The sequence below is a fragment of the Bradyrhizobium sp. AZCC 1678 genome, from assembly GCF_036924765.1.
GTDB lineage: Bacteria > Pseudomonadota > Alphaproteobacteria > Rhizobiales > Xanthobacteraceae > Bradyrhizobium > Bradyrhizobium algeriense.
Genome location: NZ_JAZHSE010000001.1, coordinates 5,008,475 through 5,024,717, shown reverse-complemented (window position 1 = coordinate 5,024,717; position 16,243 = coordinate 5,008,475). Strand labels below are relative to the sequence as shown.

Sequence of the window (16,243 nt, the reverse complement as noted above, 5' to 3'; positions counted from 1 at the left end):
GCCAAAGGCAGCCATGCGAGTTCGATAGCGGCGCACATCGGTGCGCCGCCTGAACGCAGGCGACCTCAATTGGCGGGCGGCGACAACGGCCACTACCCGTCCTCCTGGTACAACAAGGCCAAAAAGCCGGTGAGGCCACCCACACAGACGGGCAACCACGCCGCAGCGATCGGATGCATCAACTCAGCCTTGCTCAAATCCTCAGTAACTTTCGATAGAACGTAGAGCAGAAAGCCTGCGCCCACGCCACTCAAAACCATCTTTTGCACGCCGCCCATCCGGAAGAAGCGAAGGCTGACGGAAGCCGCCAACATCACCATTGCAGCCAGCAAAAATGGCTGTGCGATGAGCTTATGGTACTGCAGACGATAGCCCGCGGTTGCAAATCCCGAGCTTTCGGAAGAGCGGATATAGCCGGGCAGTTGCCAAAAGGACACGGTTTCGGGGGTGGAGAAACTGTTGCGAACCTGGGCCGGGGTGAGGGTGGTCGAGAGGTAATAGTTCTCCTGATCAACCGGAGGTTTATCCAGGGAGTATCGTCGTACCGATTTGAAGGCCCAGCGGCCTTCTTCGAGGGCGGCTTCGCGCGCTTCGATTCGCTCCTTGAACTGCAGATCAGGATCGAACCGGAACACGGTCAGTCCGGTCAACCGGACACCCTGCTGTTCGCTGCGCGCCGCATTGATGATCGACTGGCCGTCGCTGTTGATCTGATTGAGCCAGAAGCCGGATGCATCCTGGATGCCGCCGCCTGGGGCCGAGCCGAACAGTTCGGCCTCCATCCGCTTGGAGAGTTCGCGTAAGTTCGCCGACATCGGGTTGTAGGCAACGGTTGCCACGGTGCCGAGGATGATCGCACTTGCCAGCGCCGGCGAGATGAACTGCCAGGCGGAAACGCCGGCCGCGCGTGCGACCACCAGTTCGAGCCGCCGCGACAGCGCGAGATAGCAGGTCATGGCGCCGATCAGGACGCAGAACGGCATCAGCTTTTCGAGCAGTTGCGGCACCCGGTAAAGCGACGTCTGAGCCACCGTGATCGCGGATGCCGACGCCAGCCCGGAAGTCTTGCGGACCATTTCGATGTAGTCGACCAGCACGAGCAGGACGAAAATGCTCGCAAACACGCCCACCGCCGCGACCAGGAAGCGGCCGGCAAAATATCGCCCGAGCGTATTGGTCATCATGCTCATGCTGTGGCGGGCCGTCCAAAGAGCCGCGCAAGGCGCGCATTCGACCTGTTGATGGCTTCCATCAGCGCGGCCGGCGGCTCCACCACGATGCCGGCGATGATCATCCACAGCCCGATGCCGATCGATGCGAACAGCATCGCGTATTGAACGAGCGCCATGCCCGGCGTCTTCACCGTTATCACCGAACAGGCGAATCCCGCCATGCGCAGCCCAAACACCGCAAAGATCGATCCGCCGATCGAAAAATTGCGGCTCTGGCGCGTGGTGCGCGGCGTGCCGAGGAAGGCAAAGGTCAGGACCGCGAACGCGAACGGATAAATCGGCGACATGAAGCGGTCATGCAGCTCGGCGAGAAACTGCCCGGACAGTTGCTTGAAGATCGGATCGTCCTCCGGGGGCGAAACCAGTTCCCAGAGATAGCGTTCGCGAATTCCCAGCGCGACGTCGCGGCCGCGATTGGAGAATTTCGACATGTCGAAGGCATAGCGGGCGAAGGCCACCAGCGCCGGATCGCGCTTTCCTGCCTCGAAACGTTCGAGGTTACCGTCCTCCAGCACCAGATAAGAGCCGCTCTCGTTCTTCAGCACCGTGCCATGGTCGGCAATGATGGTGACGCGCTCCTTGGGATCGCGGCGGTCGTCGACGAAGATGCCGGCGAGCACGCCACCCGGCTGCCGTTCCCGGATGCGAATCGTCAGGTTCTGGTCGAGCTGAGCGAAACGTCCGGGCTGCAGGATGTTGGTCAGCACGTCGGCCGTGATCTCGGCGTCCCATTGCTTGATCCGGCGCAGGCCGTCGGGAGCGAGATAGGCGCCGATGAAGGTGACCAGCATCGCCACGACACACGTGGCGAAGAAAAACGGACGGAACAGCCGGTACGGGGAAAAGCCGGCGGCATTCATCACGATGATTTCGGAATCGGTGGCGAGCTTGTTCAGCGTGTGGGAGATCGCGATCATCAGCGCGATCGGCGCGATGATCAAAACCAGCGCCGGAATCACCAGGCTGGTGATGCCGAGAAAGGTGATGATGGTCTGGCCCTGGCTCGTCATCAGGTCGATGCCGCGCAACGCCTGCGTAATCCAGATCACGCCGGTGAGGCTGACCAGGACCAGCGCAAACGACGCGAGCGTCGTGCGGAAAATGTACCTGTCGATCGACCCCATCGTTACCGTACGATCCCACCTTGCACGCCCAAAGAGCGGCTTCCGACCAACCCCTGTTTGAGGGTCCCCTTTGGTCGGGCCGCCAATCGTCAGCCGTCTGCATTCCCACTACCATCCCTTTGATCCGTCAACAAAATGGCCGAGCCGTGGCGCGCTTCCAATATGACCAATAATTCACTTATGTGGCCTTCCGGTCACTGCGGCCCTTGGCAGTGCGGCGGCTAGCGGGTCATAGTGCCGAAAGCATCAGGTCCGGAGCCATTTGGGCCGTTACCGAAGAGAATATTCCATAGTACGGGCCGATTCCGGACCCGCAAGACAGCCCTGAATTCTGGAGGATTTACCCATGTCCGACGCCGTCAAGGTCGGCTTTGTCACTTTTTCCGCCGCGCCTCGTGGCGTTCTCGTGGTGTTTTGCGATGACGCATTGAAGTTCGGCGAGGCGACGCGCAAGGCGCTGGGGAAGGCGGCCGATACCGTCAAGCGGGCGGCGGCCGCCAACCAGTTCAAGGGCAAGAGCGGGTCGACGCTCGATATCCCGGCGCCGGACGGAATCAAGGCGGAGCGCCTGATCGTGGTCGGTGTCGGCAAGACGGCCGATATCAAGGAGAAGGATTTTCTCAAATTCGGCGGCGTGACGGCGGGCAAGCTCAACGCCGCCAGCGAATCGGTCACCGTGATCGCCGAACTGCCCGAGGCGGCGATGCAGGGCGATGCCGCCGCTGCCATCGCGGCGGGCATCCGGCTGCGCGCGTATAAATTCGATCGCTACAAGACGAAGAAGAAAGACGGCGAGAACGATGCGCTGCGCGCCAACGTTTCAATTGCCGTCGAGGACGTCGCTGCCGCGCGCAAGGCGCTTGCGCCCGCATCCCATGTCGTGGACGGCGTGATCATCGCGCGCGAACTCGTCAACGAGCCGCCGAACGTTCTCTATCCCGTGGAATTCGCGCGCCGCGCGAGCCAGCTCAAGAAGCTCGGCGTCGAGGTCGAAGTGCTCGACGTCAAGGCGATGAAAAAGCTCGGTATGGGTGCCTTGCTCGGTGTCGCGCAGGGCTCGACGCAGCCCGGCCGCACCGTGATCATGCGCTGGAACGGTGGCAAGAAGGGCGATCAACCCGTTGCTTTCGTTGGTAAAGGCGTTTGCTTCGATACCGGTGGTATTTCCATCAAGGGCGCCGCCAGCATGGAGGACATGAAGGGCGACATGGGCGGCGCGGCCTGCGTGGTCGGGCTGATGCATGCGCTGGCTGCGCGCAAGGCAAAGGTCAACGCGGTCGGCGCCATCGGCCTGGTCGAGAACATGCCCGACGGTAACGCCCAGCGCCCCGGCGATATCGTCACCTCGATGTCGGGGCAGACCATCGAAATCATCAACACCGACGCCGAAGGCCGGCTCGTGCTGGCCGATGTGCTCTGGTATGTGGCGAAGAAGTTCAAGCCCAAATTCATGGTCGATCTTGCGACACTCACCGGCGCGATCATGGTCGCGCTCGGAACCGAATATGCCGGCATGTTCTCCAACAACGACGAGCTGGCGGAACGGCTGAGCAAGATCGGAACCGAAACCGGCGAACGCGTCTGGCGCATGCCGCTTGGTCCCGAATATGACAAGCAGATCGATTCGCAGTTTGCCGACATGAAGAATACCGGCGGGCGCCATGGCGGTTCGATCACCGCCGCGCAGTTCCTGCAGCGTTTCGTCGACGACACGCCGTGGGCGCATCTCGACGTTGCGGGAACCGCGATGGGCGCGCCGAAGACCGACATCAACCACAGTTGGGGTTCGGGTTACGGCGTTCGTCTTTTGGACCGATTGGTCGCGGAATATTACGAAGCCACGAAGTAGTTCGGTTGCAGGTGGATGACGGAAATCCTGTTCTATCATTTGCAGGGCATGTCGCTCGAAAGCGTATTGCCGCCGCTCCTGGAAAAATCGCTCGAGCGCGGCTGGCGCGTGGTCGTGCAATCGACTTCGCCGGAGCGCACCGAGGCGCTCGATGCGCATTTGTGGACCTACAGCGACGATTCGTTCCTGCCGCACGCCACATGGCGCGCCGGCGATGCGCAGGACCAGCCCATCATTCTCTCGATCGAGGACGGCAACCCGAACCGGGCCAATGTCAGGTTCCTGATCGACAATGCGGCGTTGCCGGCCGATTGCGACAGCTACGAGCGGGTGGTGCTGGTCTTCAACGGCGACGATGATGACGCGCTGACCGCAGCGCGCGGGGCCTGGGCCGATTGCAAGGCGCGGGGGTTCGAACTGACTTATTGGCAGGCCGATGAGCGGGGCCGGTGGCAGCGGCGGCAATAGCGAATCTATAGGAATTAATGATAATCTGCGGATTCTGAGCCGGACCTTGCGGGCAGCCATGGTCGTGCCGCAAAGTGATGGTCGGACAAATGGTTACAGTAAGGCTGGGGAGCCGGGGTCTAGCGTGCGACGCGGAACAATCGATCGAAAACCACTGCTGACGTTGTTGCTGCTCGGGCCTGCGCTTGCAGGCTGTTCCGGCGCGACCGACCTTATGTCGAAGGATGCGGACTGGTTTTCGCGCACCGGCCGCGTGTTCATCCGAAACGTGTCGATCGAAACGCCTCCGCTCAGTCCGGACAAGCCTGTGACGCCGGATGAACTCGTCAGCGCCGATGGCGGCTGTCCCGGAATGGCGGCGCCGGGGGCTGGTGCAAACGCGCTGGCGGACGGCGCTGCAGGCAGCCCGCCTCCCTCGACGACGGGAAGGGTGGCGCTTGGGCACACCGAATGCGACGTTGTGCGTGGCATTGGTGCACCCGACAACGTCAATTTTTCCAACAATGCCCGCGGCGACCGCGTGGCGGTCGTCAACTATTCACGTGGCCAGCGTGCCGGCATCTACACTTTTACCGCGGGACGCCTGACGTCGATCGAGCGGGCACCGGAGGCGGCGCCGGCAAAGGGCGCAAAGCCGAAGAAGAAGCCGGCTGCATAGACCCGGCAACGGCGATCAGTTTCAGCCTGTCGCTTCGTCAAATTCCGAACTGGCCTCAAGCCAGACTTCCTCGGCACGCCGTAGTGCGCTTTCGGCGCCGGCGCGCGCCTTGCTGAGCTGGGCGGCCTGCTTGGGATCGCGCGTGAACAGATCCGGCAAGGCAAGCGCGGTGTCGATCTTGGCGATGATGCCGTTGATGCGCTCGATTTCGGCCTCGGCCACGGCGATCCGCTGCTTGAGCGGCGATCGCCTTTCGCTCTTCCCGCGCTCCGGCCTTGCAGTCTCTTTGGGCCGCTCGCGCGAACCGCTGCGTGCGTCGCCGATCGACAACACCATGCGCCTGTAGTCGTCGAGGTCACCGTCGTAGGTCGTCACCGTCTGATTGGCGACGACCCACAATTGATCGGCGCAGGCTTCGATCAAGTAGCGGTCGTGCGAGACCATGATGACGGCGCCGGGAAAATCGTTGATCGCTTCGGCCAGCGCCGCACGGCTGTCGATGTCCAGATGGTTGGTCGGCTCGTCGAGGATGATCATGTTCGGGCCGAAGAATGTGGCGAGCCCGAGCAACAGCCGCGCCTTCTCGCCGCCGGACAGGCTCTTGACCAGGGTATCGCCGGCCTTGCCGGAAAACCCGATCGCGCCGGTGCGGCCGCGCACCTTGGTTTCCGGCGCATCGGGCATCAGCCGGCGGACGTGGTCGTAGGGCGAGCCGTCGAGATTGAGTTCGTCGACCTGATGCTGCGCGAAATAGCCGACCGAGAGTTTTTCCGCCCGTGTGATCCGGCCGGAGAAAGGCGCCAGCTTGTTGGCCAATAGCTTGACCAGCGTCGATTTGCCGTTGCCGTTGGAGCCGAGCAGGGCGATGCGGTCCTCGGTGTCGATGCGCAGCGTGACGCGATTGAGCACCGGCTTTTTCGGATCGTAGCCGACCGAGACGTCATCGACGGCGATGATCGGCGGCGACAGCATCTTCTCCGGCGTCGGGAACGTGATTTCACGCACATCCTGCGTCACCAGCGCGGTGACCGGCTTCATCCGCTCCAGCATTTTCACGCGGGACTGCGCCTGGCGGGCCTTGGAAGCCTTGGCCTTGAAGCGATCGACGAAGGCCTGCAGCCGCTTGCGCTCGTCGGCCTGGCGCTTGGCGTGCTTGGCGTCCAGCATCTCGCGCGTGGCGCGCTGTTCCTCGAACGAGGAATAGCTGCCCTTGTAGAGCGTCAGCTTGCCGCGATCGAGGTGCAGGATCTGGTCGACCGAGGTGTCGAGCAGATCGCGGTCGTGGCTGATGACGATCACGGTGCGCGGATAGTTGGCCAGATGGTCTTCCAGCCACAGCGTGCCTTCGAGATCGAGATAGTTGGTCGGTTCGTCCAGCAGCAGAAGGTCCGGCGCAGAGAACAGCGTCGCCGCCAGCGCCACCCGCATGCGCCAGCCGCCGGAGAATTCCGAACACGGCCGCGCCTGGTCGGCGGTGGAAAATCCGAGGCCGCTTAAGATCGCCGCCGCACGCGCCGGCGCGGAATGCGCATCGATGTCGACCAGCCGGGTCTGGATTTCGGCGATCCGGTGCGGATCGTCGGCGGTTTCGGCTTCATGCAGCAGCGCGTCGCGCTCCAGGTCGGCCTTGAGCACGACGTTGATCAGGCTTTCCGGCCCATCGGGCGCTTCCTGCGCCAGGCTACCGATGCGCCAGCGGGGCGGCAGCGTGATGCTGCCGGATTCGGTCGGCAGGTCGCCGCGGATCGCATGAAACAGCGTCGACTTGCCGACGCCGTTGCGGCCGACGAAGCCGACGCGTGCGCCGGGCACGATCTGCACCGTGCTGCTGTCGATCAAAAGCCGCCCGGCGATGCGGACCGAAATATCCGTTATTGAGAGCATGCGGCGTTGTCACCGGAGTGCCCGGCAAACGCAACCCCAAACGCAACTCATTATTGGTAAAATCTATCGGCGTATCGGCAAAGTCTATCAGCAGAAGCCGACATCCGGTGGCGCTCAATGCAACTCGTTGTCGCGGCGGCGCAACTCATCGAGGAGCTCGCGCAAACGCGGGGACAGCTCGGTTTCGGGGCACAGGCTACGCTGCAGCCGCTCGCCGATGGCGTCGCAGATCGACACGCATGTCTTGTGATCCATCTGTTCGAAATCGTTGTTGGTTCGGCCATCCATGAGCGGTCTCTACGAGTTCCACCTAGCAGCAATCGCGAGGCTTTGATTATTATTGATGGGTCAAGTCACAGCGGCGAAATTGGTTTCCGTGCAAGGCGATATACGTTCGCCTGCAAGTGGTCGAAGCACGTTCGGCATCCGGTTCCACGGCACAAAAAAGCCCCGGCGCGGCGGCCGGGGCTCAGTCAGGGGGAAGCTCAATCAGGTCAGTAGCAGCGGTTCACCAGCCGCCAGCGCGGACCCCAAGGGGTCGGAACCAGGCGCCGCGCGTAACAGCCGCCATATCCGCCGCCGTAATAGGCCGGGCCGCCGATGAAGACGCGCGGGCCGCCCCAGCCATGATGATGATGATGGCGGTGCCAGCCGCCATGGTGCCAGCCGCCGGCCGAGGCCGCTGTCGGCGCCAGCGCGGCCGCACCCAGCGAAGCTGCCGCCACTGCAACGAGCGAGAGTTTGCGTAACATAATCGTCTCCTCAAAGTTTCGGTGCCAGCTGGCACCACCAGTGAGATCGGGTCCCGTGACGCCTTAGGACCCGGCGGATGCGCGTGCCCTGCGTTCGATCATCCGTAAGTCTACGGACGCGAAGCTGAATGAAGACGGCACGGCGGCTTCAGACAGGGTTCACCTCCGTGAAATTGCTGTAATCTTTGCCCCCTCAGGCGCGTGGGCGGCACGAAAACACGCCAAAAAGGGGTGGCAGGCGCGTCACACGGTCGCTTGCCGTCGTGAGATGGCGCCGATATAAGCCGGCGCAACTCTCCAATCAGCGTTTTGCAAGGACGTAAACAATGGCGATTGAACGCACTTTCTCGATCATCAAACCGGACGCGACCGAGCGCAATCTGACTGGCGCCGTCAACGCGCTGATCGAGAAGGCCGGGCTCCGTATCGTGGCCCAGAAGCGCATTCGCATGACCCGCGAACAGGCGGAAACCTTCTACGCCGTTCACAAGGCGCGTCCGTTCTTCGGCGAACTGGTCGACTTCATGACCTCGGGGCCGGTCGTGGTGCAGGTGCTGGAAGGCGAGGGCGCCGTACTGAAATATCGCGACGTGATGGGCGCCACCGATCCGTCAAAGGCGGCGGACGGCACGATCCGCAAGGTCCACGCGAAGTCGATCGGCGAGAACTCGGTGCACGGTTCGGACGCACCGGAGACCGCCGCGATCGAAATCGCGCAGTTTTTTTCGGGCAACGAAATCGTCGGCTGATTTATTAGGACAGCGGCAATAGTCGCCGCGCGCAACGGCTGAAAGAGCCGAGGGGGAGACGCTGTGAACTGGCTGTGGCAAATTTTAGATCCTGCGACGATCTCGGCGTTCTTCACCCAGTTCCAGGCCGAGATGCAGCAGCCAGCATTCTGGGTAGCGCTCGGCAAGATCATGTGGATCAACATCCTGCTGTCAGGTGACAACGCGCTTGTCATCGCGATGGCGTGCCGCGGGCTGCCGCCACGCCAGCGGTTCTGGGGCATGGTCCTTGGCGCCGGCGTCGCCGTTCTGCTGCGCATCATCTTCACCGGCATCGTCGTGACCTTGATGGGGCTGCCATTCCTCAAGCTGGTCGGCGGTCTTGCGTTGCTCTTCATCGCAGCGAAGCTCCTGGTGCCTGAACACGAGGACGAGGGCGGCGTGGACGCGGCTGCGCATCTGTGGGCGGCCGTGCAGATCGTCGCGATCGCCGACATCGTGATGAGCCTCGACAACGTCATTGCAGTCGCCGCGGCCGCCAATGGCAGCATTCCCCTGCTTGTCATCGGGCTCGCCATCAGCGTTCCCCTGATCGTCGCCGGTGCCGCGCTGATCATGGCGTTGCTGACGCGTCTTCCGGCGCTGGTGTGGGCCGGTGCAGGCTTGCTCGGCTGGATCGCCGGCGAGGTGATGGCGACGGATCCCGTGGTACAGCCGCCGTTGCATGCGTTCTTCAATGGTCCGGTCGGTGTCGGCCTCGATGGTGTCCTCAAGTCGCTCGGCATGGCGCCGCAGTTCGCCAATGGCGGGCATGGCGGCGAGGTGATCCTTGGAATCATCGGCATCATCATCGTGCTCGTCGCTGGGGCGATCTGGCGAAAGCGCAAGCTGCAGGGCGTCGAGCATTCCGCCACGGCGTAGCGATTAAAACTGCCGGCCCGACGGAAGGTGGCTAACAGAAGCTCCACATTTGCGGGGCGTCTGTAGTCAGAGGCCGATATGGTGAGCCGGCCTGCGGTCGTACGTCCGTCCGGCCTTGACTGTGGTGCTACTTGCGTTCGAAGCTCTCCGGTTCCATACAGCTTCACATGACCGAGCCGCTATTGGGGCGCAGCATCGATCGCCTCGAAGACGAGCGCTTCGTGCGGGGACGCGGGCGCTACATCGCTGATCTCGTGGCGCCAAACGCACTTCATGGCGTGGTCGTTCGCTCGCCGCATGCGCATGCGCGCATCGCCGCGATCAGCGTCGATGCGGCGCGCCAGATGCCCGGCGTTGTGGCGGTGCTCACCGGAGCCGAATTGGCCGCCGACAATATTGGCCCGCTGCCGTGCGCGGTGACCAGTATCCCGATGACCACGCCGCTCGTGGTGCCGCCCTGTCACGCACTGGCGCGCGACGTCGTTCGTTATGTCGGCGAGCCGGTCGCGTTCGTGGTTGCGGAAAGCACTGAGGCCGCGCGCGATGCCGCCGAGGCGGTCATCGTCGACTATGCGCCGCTGCCGCCGGTGGTCTCGATCGCGCATGCCATTCTGCCGGACGCTCCGTCGATCTGGCCGGAGGCGCGGGGCAACATCGCGTTCCAGTTCAACCGGGGCGAGATCGGCCCGGTGGAAGCTGTGATCCGCGACGCCGCCCATGTCGTCGAATGCGAGCTGGTCAACAACCGCGTCGTCGCCGCGCCGATGGAGACGCGCGGTGCGCTGGGGGAGTTCGATGCCGCGAGCGGTCGTCTGCACCTGACCGCCTCGGCCGCCGGCGCACACGCGATCCGTGACCTGCTCGCCGACGGTGTGTTTCGCATCGGCAGGGAAAAGCTTCGCGTCAGCATTCCCGACGTCGGCGGCGGCTTCGGGATGAAGAACGTGCTCTATCCGGAATGGGTGCTGGTGCTGTGGGCGGCGCGCCGCCTCGGTCGCCCGGTCACGTGGATCGGGGATCGCAGCGAGGATTTCACCGGCTCCGCCCATGGCCGTGACAGCCTGATCCGGGCTCGTCTGGCGCTCGACCGCGATGGCCGCTTCCTCGCGCTCGACACAAAAGTCTTCGCCAATCTGGGCGCCCATGTCTCGACGGTGGCGCCGGCCGTGCCGACCATGGCGATGGCGAGCGCCATGGGCGGCGTCTACGACATCCCGCTGATCGCCTTTCAGACCCGCGGCGTGTTCACCAACACGACGCCGGTCGATGCCTATCGCGGCGCCGGCAAGCCCGAGGCGAACTATCTGATCGAGCGCTGCATCGATATTGCTGCCGCCGAGCTCGGGATGGATGCGCTGAAGCTGCGGCGCAAGAACATCTTTCGCCGTTTTCCCCATGCAAGCGCGATGGGGCTTACGGTCGAGCAGGGCAGCTTTGCCCACGCGATCGATCACGCGGTCAAGGCCGCCGCGGGTTTCGATGCGCGCCGGCGAGGCTCGCGCAAGCGGGGCAGGCTGCGTGGCCTGGGCTACGCCTGCTTTCTCGAAACGTCGCGCGGCCAGCCCAATGAAGTGGCGAAAGTGCGCGTCGGTGACGACGGCCGGATCGATCTGATGGTCGGCACGCATTCCAACGGCCAAGGCCATGAGACGACGTTTGCCCAGATCGCGGCCGATGCGTTCGGCCTGGCGCTCGAGCGCTTCCGGTTTCGGCAGGGCGATACGGATGATCTCGACGCCGGCGGCGGGCATGGCGGGGCGCGCTCGATGCATCAGGGCAGCACCGCACTGCTGATGGCGGCCGAAGGCGTGATCGAGAATGCGAGGCGGCTTGCCGCGCGCCTGCTGCAAGCCAGTATGGAGGCGGTTCACTACGAAGCCGGCCTATTGCGCGTCGCCGCGACCGGGCAGGAGGTCAGCCTCGAGGAAGTGGCGCGCGCCTCCTACCAGACGCCCGGCGACGATGTCGCGCCTGGCCTCGCGCACAAGGCGACGCACCTGTGCGACCGCTACACCTTTCCCAACGGTTGCCACGTTGCCGAAGTCGAGATCGACCCCGAGACCGGTGAGGTCAGGCTCGACCGCTACGTCATCTTTGACGACTACGGCCGCCTGCTCGATCCGCGCCTGACGCTGGGGCAGGTCCATGGCGGCGTCGCGCAAGGCATCGGGCAGGCGTTGTTCGAGCAGGCGCTGTTCGATGCCGACACCGGCCAGATCCTCTCGGGCTCGCTGATGGATTATGCACTACCGCGCGCCGACGATCTTCCGGCGTTCGAGGGCAGTTTGACATCAGACTTTCCAAGCCGCGCCAACCGGCTCGGTGTGAAGGGAAGCGGTCAGGCCGGCGCTATCGCAGCCCCAGGCACCATCATGAACGCCGTGATGAACGCGCTGACGCCGCTCGGCGTGCGGCATCTCGACATGCCCGCAACGCCCGCCCGCATCTGGCATGCGATCCAGGTGGCCGGCTCGCGATCGCGTGCGCGCGCCGACACGACGTCCGCCGATCAATAGTCCCAACGACGGATACCCAGCCAGGCCTGAAAGCCACTGCCGGCCGACGACGGTTGTTGCGACGGCGCCCATCAAGGCGTGGGCCAATAGCCGCATCCGGACGTGACCCGTCGCCAATCCCAATCGTCAGTCCTGATCCGAAAGGTGACGATCACCTGATCGCGAGCTTGATTGCTGTTGCTTGACATGCAGGTATTTACCTGCATATTATGTTCTCGATTAAGAGCGAGACCGATGCAGGCCGACAAGGTTTTCAAAGCGCTGGGCGACCCGACACGCAGAAAGCTGCTTGACCTTCTTTGTGAGAAGAATGGGCAGACGCTCGGCCAGCTTTGCGAAAACCTGGACATGGCCCGGCAATCGGCCACGCAGCACCTCGAAATCCTGGAGGCGGCCAATCTCGTGAGCACGGTCAAGCGTGGCCGGGAAAAGCTGCATTTCATCAACCCCGTGCCGCTTCACGAGGTCTACGAACGGTGGGTGCGGAAATTCGAACGGCAGCGGCTCAGCCTGCTGCACGATCTGAAGAAAGAACTCGAAGGAGAATGACGATGACCAAAGAGACGACCAGCTTTGTCTACGTGACCTATATTCGCTCGACGCCGGACAAGGTGTTCGCGGCGATCACGAAACCGGAGATCGCAAGGCGTTACTGGGGCCACGAGAACGTCTCTGACTGGAAACCGGGATCGAAATGGGAGCACGTCCGCGCCAATGAAGAGCGGACCGTCCAAATCGTCGGCAAGGTCATCGAGGTCTCGCCGCCGACCCGTCTCGTCATCACCTGGGCGAATCCGTCGCAGGCCTCCGATCCTTCCGCCTCCAGCCGGGTGACGTTCGAGATCGAGGAATACGAGGACATGGTCCGGCTGACCGTCACCCATGACGAACTCGCCGCCGGCAGCGCTATGGCGAACGGCATCAAGAAGGGGTGGCCGGTCGTCCTCGCCAGCCTGAAATCCTTGCTGGAAACCGGCCAGGGCCTCGACGTTTTCGCCAAGCCGAAATCGGCTTGATCGCCGCCGTATCAATCAGAAGCGGGAGAATGACCATGACGAAATATACCGGCGGATGTGCGTGCGGCGCGATCCATTATGAGACGAGCAGCAAACCCGTCGTCGAGACCCACTGCCAATGCCGCGATTGCCAGAAGCGAAGCGGCACGGGGCATGGATCCTATCTGGTCTTCTCCCGGCGAGCCGACGTGACCATCGCGGGTGAAGCGAAAGACTGGCGGGTAGCGGGCGACAGCGGGAACGAAAAGCTCCACGCCTTCTGCCCGACCTGCGGAACGCCGGTCTACGTGACATTCGTCGCCATGCCGGAACTGATAGCGGTCCACGCGACCAGCCTTGACGACCCCAGCCGGTTCAATCCGCAACTGGTCACATACGGCATCCGCGGCCATGCCTGGGATACGATGGATTCCTCGCTGCAGAAATTCGAGCGCATGCCGCCTGGTTAAGTGTCGCCGGATGCCATACTAACGCCGGCTCTGATCGGAGGCGCTAGGTGGTGGCGTGCTTGCTCCTCCGGCCGTCGCCTCAAGCGCTCTTTGGTCTCTTCCGGGCAGCTCGCGCCGTCGTGTTCAGTGCCACGGCCTCGCGAATGAGCGCCTTCAATGCCTTTTCATCGATCTTGTCGCCCTGATGGAAATCGATGGCGCGCCTGGTGTTGCCTTCGAGGCTGGAGTTGAAGAGGTCTGTTGGATCGTCCAGCGAGGCGCCCTTGGCGAAGGTCATCTTCACGACCGCCTTGTAGGTCTCGCCGGTGCAGATGATGCCGTCGTGCTCCCATACCGGAACGCCGCGCCACTTCCACTCCTCGACCACTTCAGGGTCGGCTTGCTTGATGATGCTTCGGATGCGCGCGAGCATCTCGCCGCGCCAATCGCCCAGCTCCTTGATTCTCGCATCGATGTGCTGAGAGGGAGAAGCTCCGGCTTTTTCTTCCTTCGCGCCGCTCTTCTTCATGGCTATTGTCGCTTTCGTCATGGTTGCAGATGCGGTGCCACCTTTTGCCACTGGCTTCACTCCAACTGATAGATCCTCGATCCATAACGGCCGTCGATACCCGCTGTTCGCCGAAAGCAGTCCTACTCCGGCAGGCCATGCAATGCTTCTTCGTATTGCTCTAACTCGAACACGAACGGACCGAACGAAGAATAGTCGCGCGCCGGCCGGTGCGGTTGCTCAAAGCTCTGCCAAGTGATCTTGCTGTCCGCAGCGCTGACCAAGCACGTTAGCGGCCAGCATCCTACCTCGCCACATTCGCACCCTAGGACAAAGATTCGTCCTGGTGTGCTGGCGAGAGTTCCAGATTTCCCGAGAAAATACCGATCAAGCGGGCCATATCGAAAGAACTGAGGGATGAGACCGCCATGTCCACCAGCGGGGTCCGTCAGCCCATGACTGTACTCAAACTGCTCCGCTAAAGTCGTAAGCATGACACCATCGACGCGCGGCGTGATGACGGTAACGCCATCCTCATCTCTTCTGCTCACGTCGAATGTAAGCATGTTGGTCATAGCTGTATCGCGAAGATGGGTCGTACTGGTTGTTGTCATGCCGCTCACAATGGTTCGCCGGGCAATTGGCTGGCTTGCTTCACCCAGTCGACGAACTGGGCTTCGTCGAGGTCGTCCTCGTGGATGTCGAGGTAGCGGACTTCCTTGTGCTTGGACTCGCCGGACGGGAGAGGGTGTAGCGATGTGCCGCGGAAGAAAGTCACTTTGACGTATTTCGTGAAGCAGTGAAAGCTGAGGAACCAGCTGCCCTCCTCGACGCCATAGAAGGGCGAGTTCCACTTGACGGCTTTGTGCACGCCGGGGACGGTGCGCACGATGAGCGCGTCGAGGTGGCGCCCGATGTCGCGTTTCCAGCCCGGCATGGCGGCGATGTAGGCCTGCACGGGTGCGTCGCCATATCCCTTCGCGATCTGAGGATTGCCGCCTGAGAGCAGGGTAGGCTTTGTTGCGGCGGGCCGCTTGGCAGCGGCCTTCTTTGCGGCCTTTGCCGGCCTCCTCGATGTCGTTTGCACCATCGCGTTCATTCCTGTCGCCGCTGCGTCAGCCGCTGCGCCATTTGGCGGCATAGGGTAGCACGAACATGTACAGACCTGTGAACAGGAGCAAAAACAGCGGGAGCAGTGGCGAGTAGATGACCAAGGTCGGAGGTTCCCCCAATCCCATAGCGACGAAGTTGGCGATGACGGTCGCCGTAAAGGCGATCGACAGCCAGCGGTGGATTTGCCGAATAGACGTATTCCAGTTCATGACCCCTCCTTTGATTTGAAACGAGCCGAAGCGCAGCGCGGCGGTTTCAGTCCGCCCGCGCCACGACCTCTTCCAGCTTCGCGAAGAATTGCTGCCAGCCGGCGTGGGCGCCGCCGTAGGCCTGCTTCTGATCCGGCCGGAAGCCCGACTGCTCCATGCGCAGCAGGGTCCCCGTGCGCGTTGGGGTGAGTGTAAACGTCACCACGCTCTGCAGATTGAAGGCCGCATCCTCGTGCTTGAAATTCCAGGTGTAGGACAGCTCCTTGTTCGGCTCGATGGCGAGGACCTCGCAGTCCAGCACGCCGCCCCAGTCGCCGCGAAGATTGAAACGGTGGCCCACGGCCGGCTTGAAGTCGTTCTTCATCAGCCATTCCTCCATCAGGTGCGGTTGCGTGAGCGCACGCCAGAGCTTTTCCGGGGCATGAGGCATCTCGCGTTCGACGACGACGGAGCGGGTTTCGGTCGTGGTGTTGGTCATTGGTCCATCCGTTTGAGCAGATCTTCGAGATCGTCGAATTTCCTCTGCCAGAACCCCGCCATCTCGCTCGTCCAGTCGATCAGCGGGGCCAGGGCGCCGAGCTGCGCGCTGTAGTGCGTCTGCCGACCTTGGTGGCGGTCGCGCACCAGCCCGGCCTGCTTGAGAACGCCGAGATGTTTCGAGACCGCCGGTTGCGAGATCCCGGCCCGCGCCGTCAGGGCTCCCACCGTCTGCTCTCCTTCGCGGCACAGCCGCTCGAAGATCGCCCGACGGGAAGGATCGGCTAGAGTTCGGAAGAGCACGTCGTGGGCGTTCGGCATCTGGGATCGATAACCTATGGATTATTGATCGATGCATAA

20 protein-coding genes are annotated in these 16,243 nt (G+C 62.8%); 9 read left to right on the top strand and 11 right to left on the bottom strand.

The window, feature by feature from the left end:
- Positions 1-92: 92 nt before the first annotated feature.
- Positions 93-1,190 carry an LPS export ABC transporter permease LptG gene (gene lptG, locus V1294_RS23905; protein WP_334480124.1) on the bottom strand — a complete coding sequence of 366 codons (1,098 nt, stop codon included), beginning with the start codon at positions 1,188-1,190 and terminating at the stop codon, positions 93-95.
- Complete coding sequence (gene lptF, locus V1294_RS23900) at positions 1,187-2,356, bottom strand: LPS export ABC transporter permease LptF (protein ID WP_334500547.1); 1,170 nt, start codon at positions 2,354-2,356, stop codon at positions 1,187-1,189. Before lptF ends, lptG begins: the two co-directional genes overlap by 4 nt.
- A gap of 346 nt (positions 2,357-2,702) precedes the next feature.
- Between lptF and V1294_RS23895 the strand changes: the two genes are divergently transcribed.
- From V1294_RS23895 to V1294_RS23885, 3 genes are all read left to right on the top strand, one after another.
- Positions 2,703-4,205, top strand: coding sequence for a leucyl aminopeptidase (locus V1294_RS23895; RefSeq protein WP_334500545.1), 1,503 nt, complete (start codon positions 2,703-2,705; stop codon positions 4,203-4,205).
- A 15-nt stretch (positions 4,206-4,220) separates the two neighbouring features.
- On the top strand, positions 4,221-4,673 hold the full coding sequence (locus tag V1294_RS23890) for a DNA polymerase III subunit chi (RefSeq protein ID WP_108519320.1): 453 nt from the start codon (positions 4,221-4,223) through the stop codon (positions 4,671-4,673).
- A 169-nt stretch (positions 4,674-4,842) separates the two neighbouring features.
- Positions 4,843-5,331, top strand: coding sequence for a hypothetical protein (locus tag V1294_RS23885; RefSeq protein WP_108519366.1), 489 nt, complete (start codon positions 4,843-4,845; stop codon positions 5,329-5,331).
- Positions 5,332-5,352: 21 nt separating this feature from the next.
- Here V1294_RS23885 and V1294_RS23880 read toward each other — a convergent pair whose 3' ends face one another.
- From V1294_RS23880 to V1294_RS23870, 3 genes are all read right to left on the bottom strand, one after another.
- A complete protein-coding gene (locus V1294_RS23880; protein ID WP_334500543.1) occupies positions 5,353-7,215 on the bottom strand; it encodes an ABC-F family ATP-binding cassette domain-containing protein in 1,863 nt (620 codons plus the stop codon).
- Positions 7,216-7,329: 114 nt separating this feature from the next.
- Positions 7,330-7,503 carry a hypothetical protein gene (locus V1294_RS23875; RefSeq protein ID WP_334480131.1) on the bottom strand — a complete coding sequence of 58 codons (174 nt, stop codon included), beginning with the start codon at positions 7,501-7,503 and terminating at the stop codon, positions 7,330-7,332.
- A 206-nt stretch (positions 7,504-7,709) separates the two neighbouring features.
- Positions 7,710-7,967: a sulfur globule protein precursor gene (locus tag V1294_RS23870; RefSeq protein WP_334500541.1), complete on the bottom strand. Its 258-nt coding sequence runs from the start codon at positions 7,965-7,967 to the stop codon at positions 7,710-7,712.
- A gap of 326 nt (positions 7,968-8,293) precedes the next feature.
- Between V1294_RS23870 and ndk the strand changes: the two genes are divergently transcribed.
- The 6 genes from ndk to V1294_RS23840 all read left to right on the top strand — a co-directional run bounded on the left by ndk (position 8,294) and on the right by V1294_RS23840 (position 13,597).
- Positions 8,294-8,716: a nucleoside-diphosphate kinase gene (ndk, locus tag V1294_RS23865; RefSeq protein ID WP_108519317.1), complete on the top strand. Its 423-nt coding sequence runs from the start codon at positions 8,294-8,296 to the stop codon at positions 8,714-8,716.
- Between the two features lie 63 nt (positions 8,717-8,779).
- Positions 8,780-9,616: a TerC family protein gene (locus V1294_RS23860; RefSeq protein ID WP_334480135.1), complete on the top strand. Its 837-nt coding sequence runs from the start codon at positions 8,780-8,782 to the stop codon at positions 9,614-9,616.
- Between the two features lie 167 nt (positions 9,617-9,783).
- Positions 9,784-12,132, top strand: a complete 2,349-nt coding sequence (locus V1294_RS23855) for a xanthine dehydrogenase family protein molybdopterin-binding subunit (RefSeq protein ID WP_334500539.1) — start codon at positions 9,784-9,786, stop codon at positions 12,130-12,132.
- Positions 12,133-12,366: 234 nt separating this feature from the next.
- Positions 12,367-12,681 (top strand): ArsR/SmtB family transcription factor, encoded by a 315-nt coding sequence (locus V1294_RS23850; protein ID WP_065745037.1) that lies wholly within the window; start codon positions 12,367-12,369, stop codon positions 12,679-12,681.
- A 2-nt stretch (positions 12,682-12,683) separates the two neighbouring features.
- Positions 12,684-13,148: an SRPBCC family protein gene (locus V1294_RS23845; RefSeq protein WP_334480140.1), complete on the top strand. Its 465-nt coding sequence runs from the start codon at positions 12,684-12,686 to the stop codon at positions 13,146-13,148.
- Between the two features lie 35 nt (positions 13,149-13,183).
- A complete protein-coding gene (locus V1294_RS23840) occupies positions 13,184-13,597 on the top strand; it encodes a GFA family protein (protein WP_334480142.1) in 414 nt (137 codons plus the stop codon).
- A 79-nt stretch (positions 13,598-13,676) separates the two neighbouring features.
- Here V1294_RS23840 and V1294_RS23835 read toward each other — a convergent pair whose 3' ends face one another.
- The 6 genes from V1294_RS23835 to V1294_RS23810 form a co-directional block, all read right to left on the bottom strand.
- Entirely contained in the window at positions 13,677-14,126 is a 450-nt protein-coding gene (locus V1294_RS23835) for a DUF1801 domain-containing protein (RefSeq protein WP_334500537.1), read from the bottom strand.
- Between the two features lie 101 nt (positions 14,127-14,227).
- Entirely contained in the window at positions 14,228-14,659 is a 432-nt protein-coding gene (locus V1294_RS23830) for a hypothetical protein (RefSeq protein ID WP_334500535.1), read from the bottom strand.
- 44 nt (positions 14,660-14,703) lie between these two features.
- The gene (locus tag V1294_RS23825) at positions 14,704-15,174 is read right to left on the bottom strand and encodes a DUF1801 domain-containing protein (protein WP_334504789.1); all 471 of its coding nucleotides are present in this window, start codon (positions 15,172-15,174) and stop codon (positions 14,704-14,706) included.
- A gap of 25 nt (positions 15,175-15,199) precedes the next feature.
- Positions 15,200-15,406 (bottom strand): hypothetical protein, encoded by a 207-nt coding sequence (locus V1294_RS23820; RefSeq protein ID WP_334500533.1) that lies wholly within the window; start codon positions 15,404-15,406, stop codon positions 15,200-15,202.
- Positions 15,407-15,452: 46 nt separating this feature from the next.
- Positions 15,453-15,884 (bottom strand): SRPBCC family protein, encoded by a 432-nt coding sequence (locus V1294_RS23815; RefSeq protein WP_334500531.1) that lies wholly within the window; start codon positions 15,882-15,884, stop codon positions 15,453-15,455.
- Positions 15,881-16,204 carry an ArsR/SmtB family transcription factor gene (locus tag V1294_RS23810; RefSeq protein ID WP_247515881.1) on the bottom strand — a complete coding sequence of 108 codons (324 nt, stop codon included), beginning with the start codon at positions 16,202-16,204 and terminating at the stop codon, positions 15,881-15,883. Before V1294_RS23810 ends, V1294_RS23815 begins: the two co-directional genes overlap by 4 nt.
- Positions 16,205-16,243 lie beyond the last annotated feature (39 nt).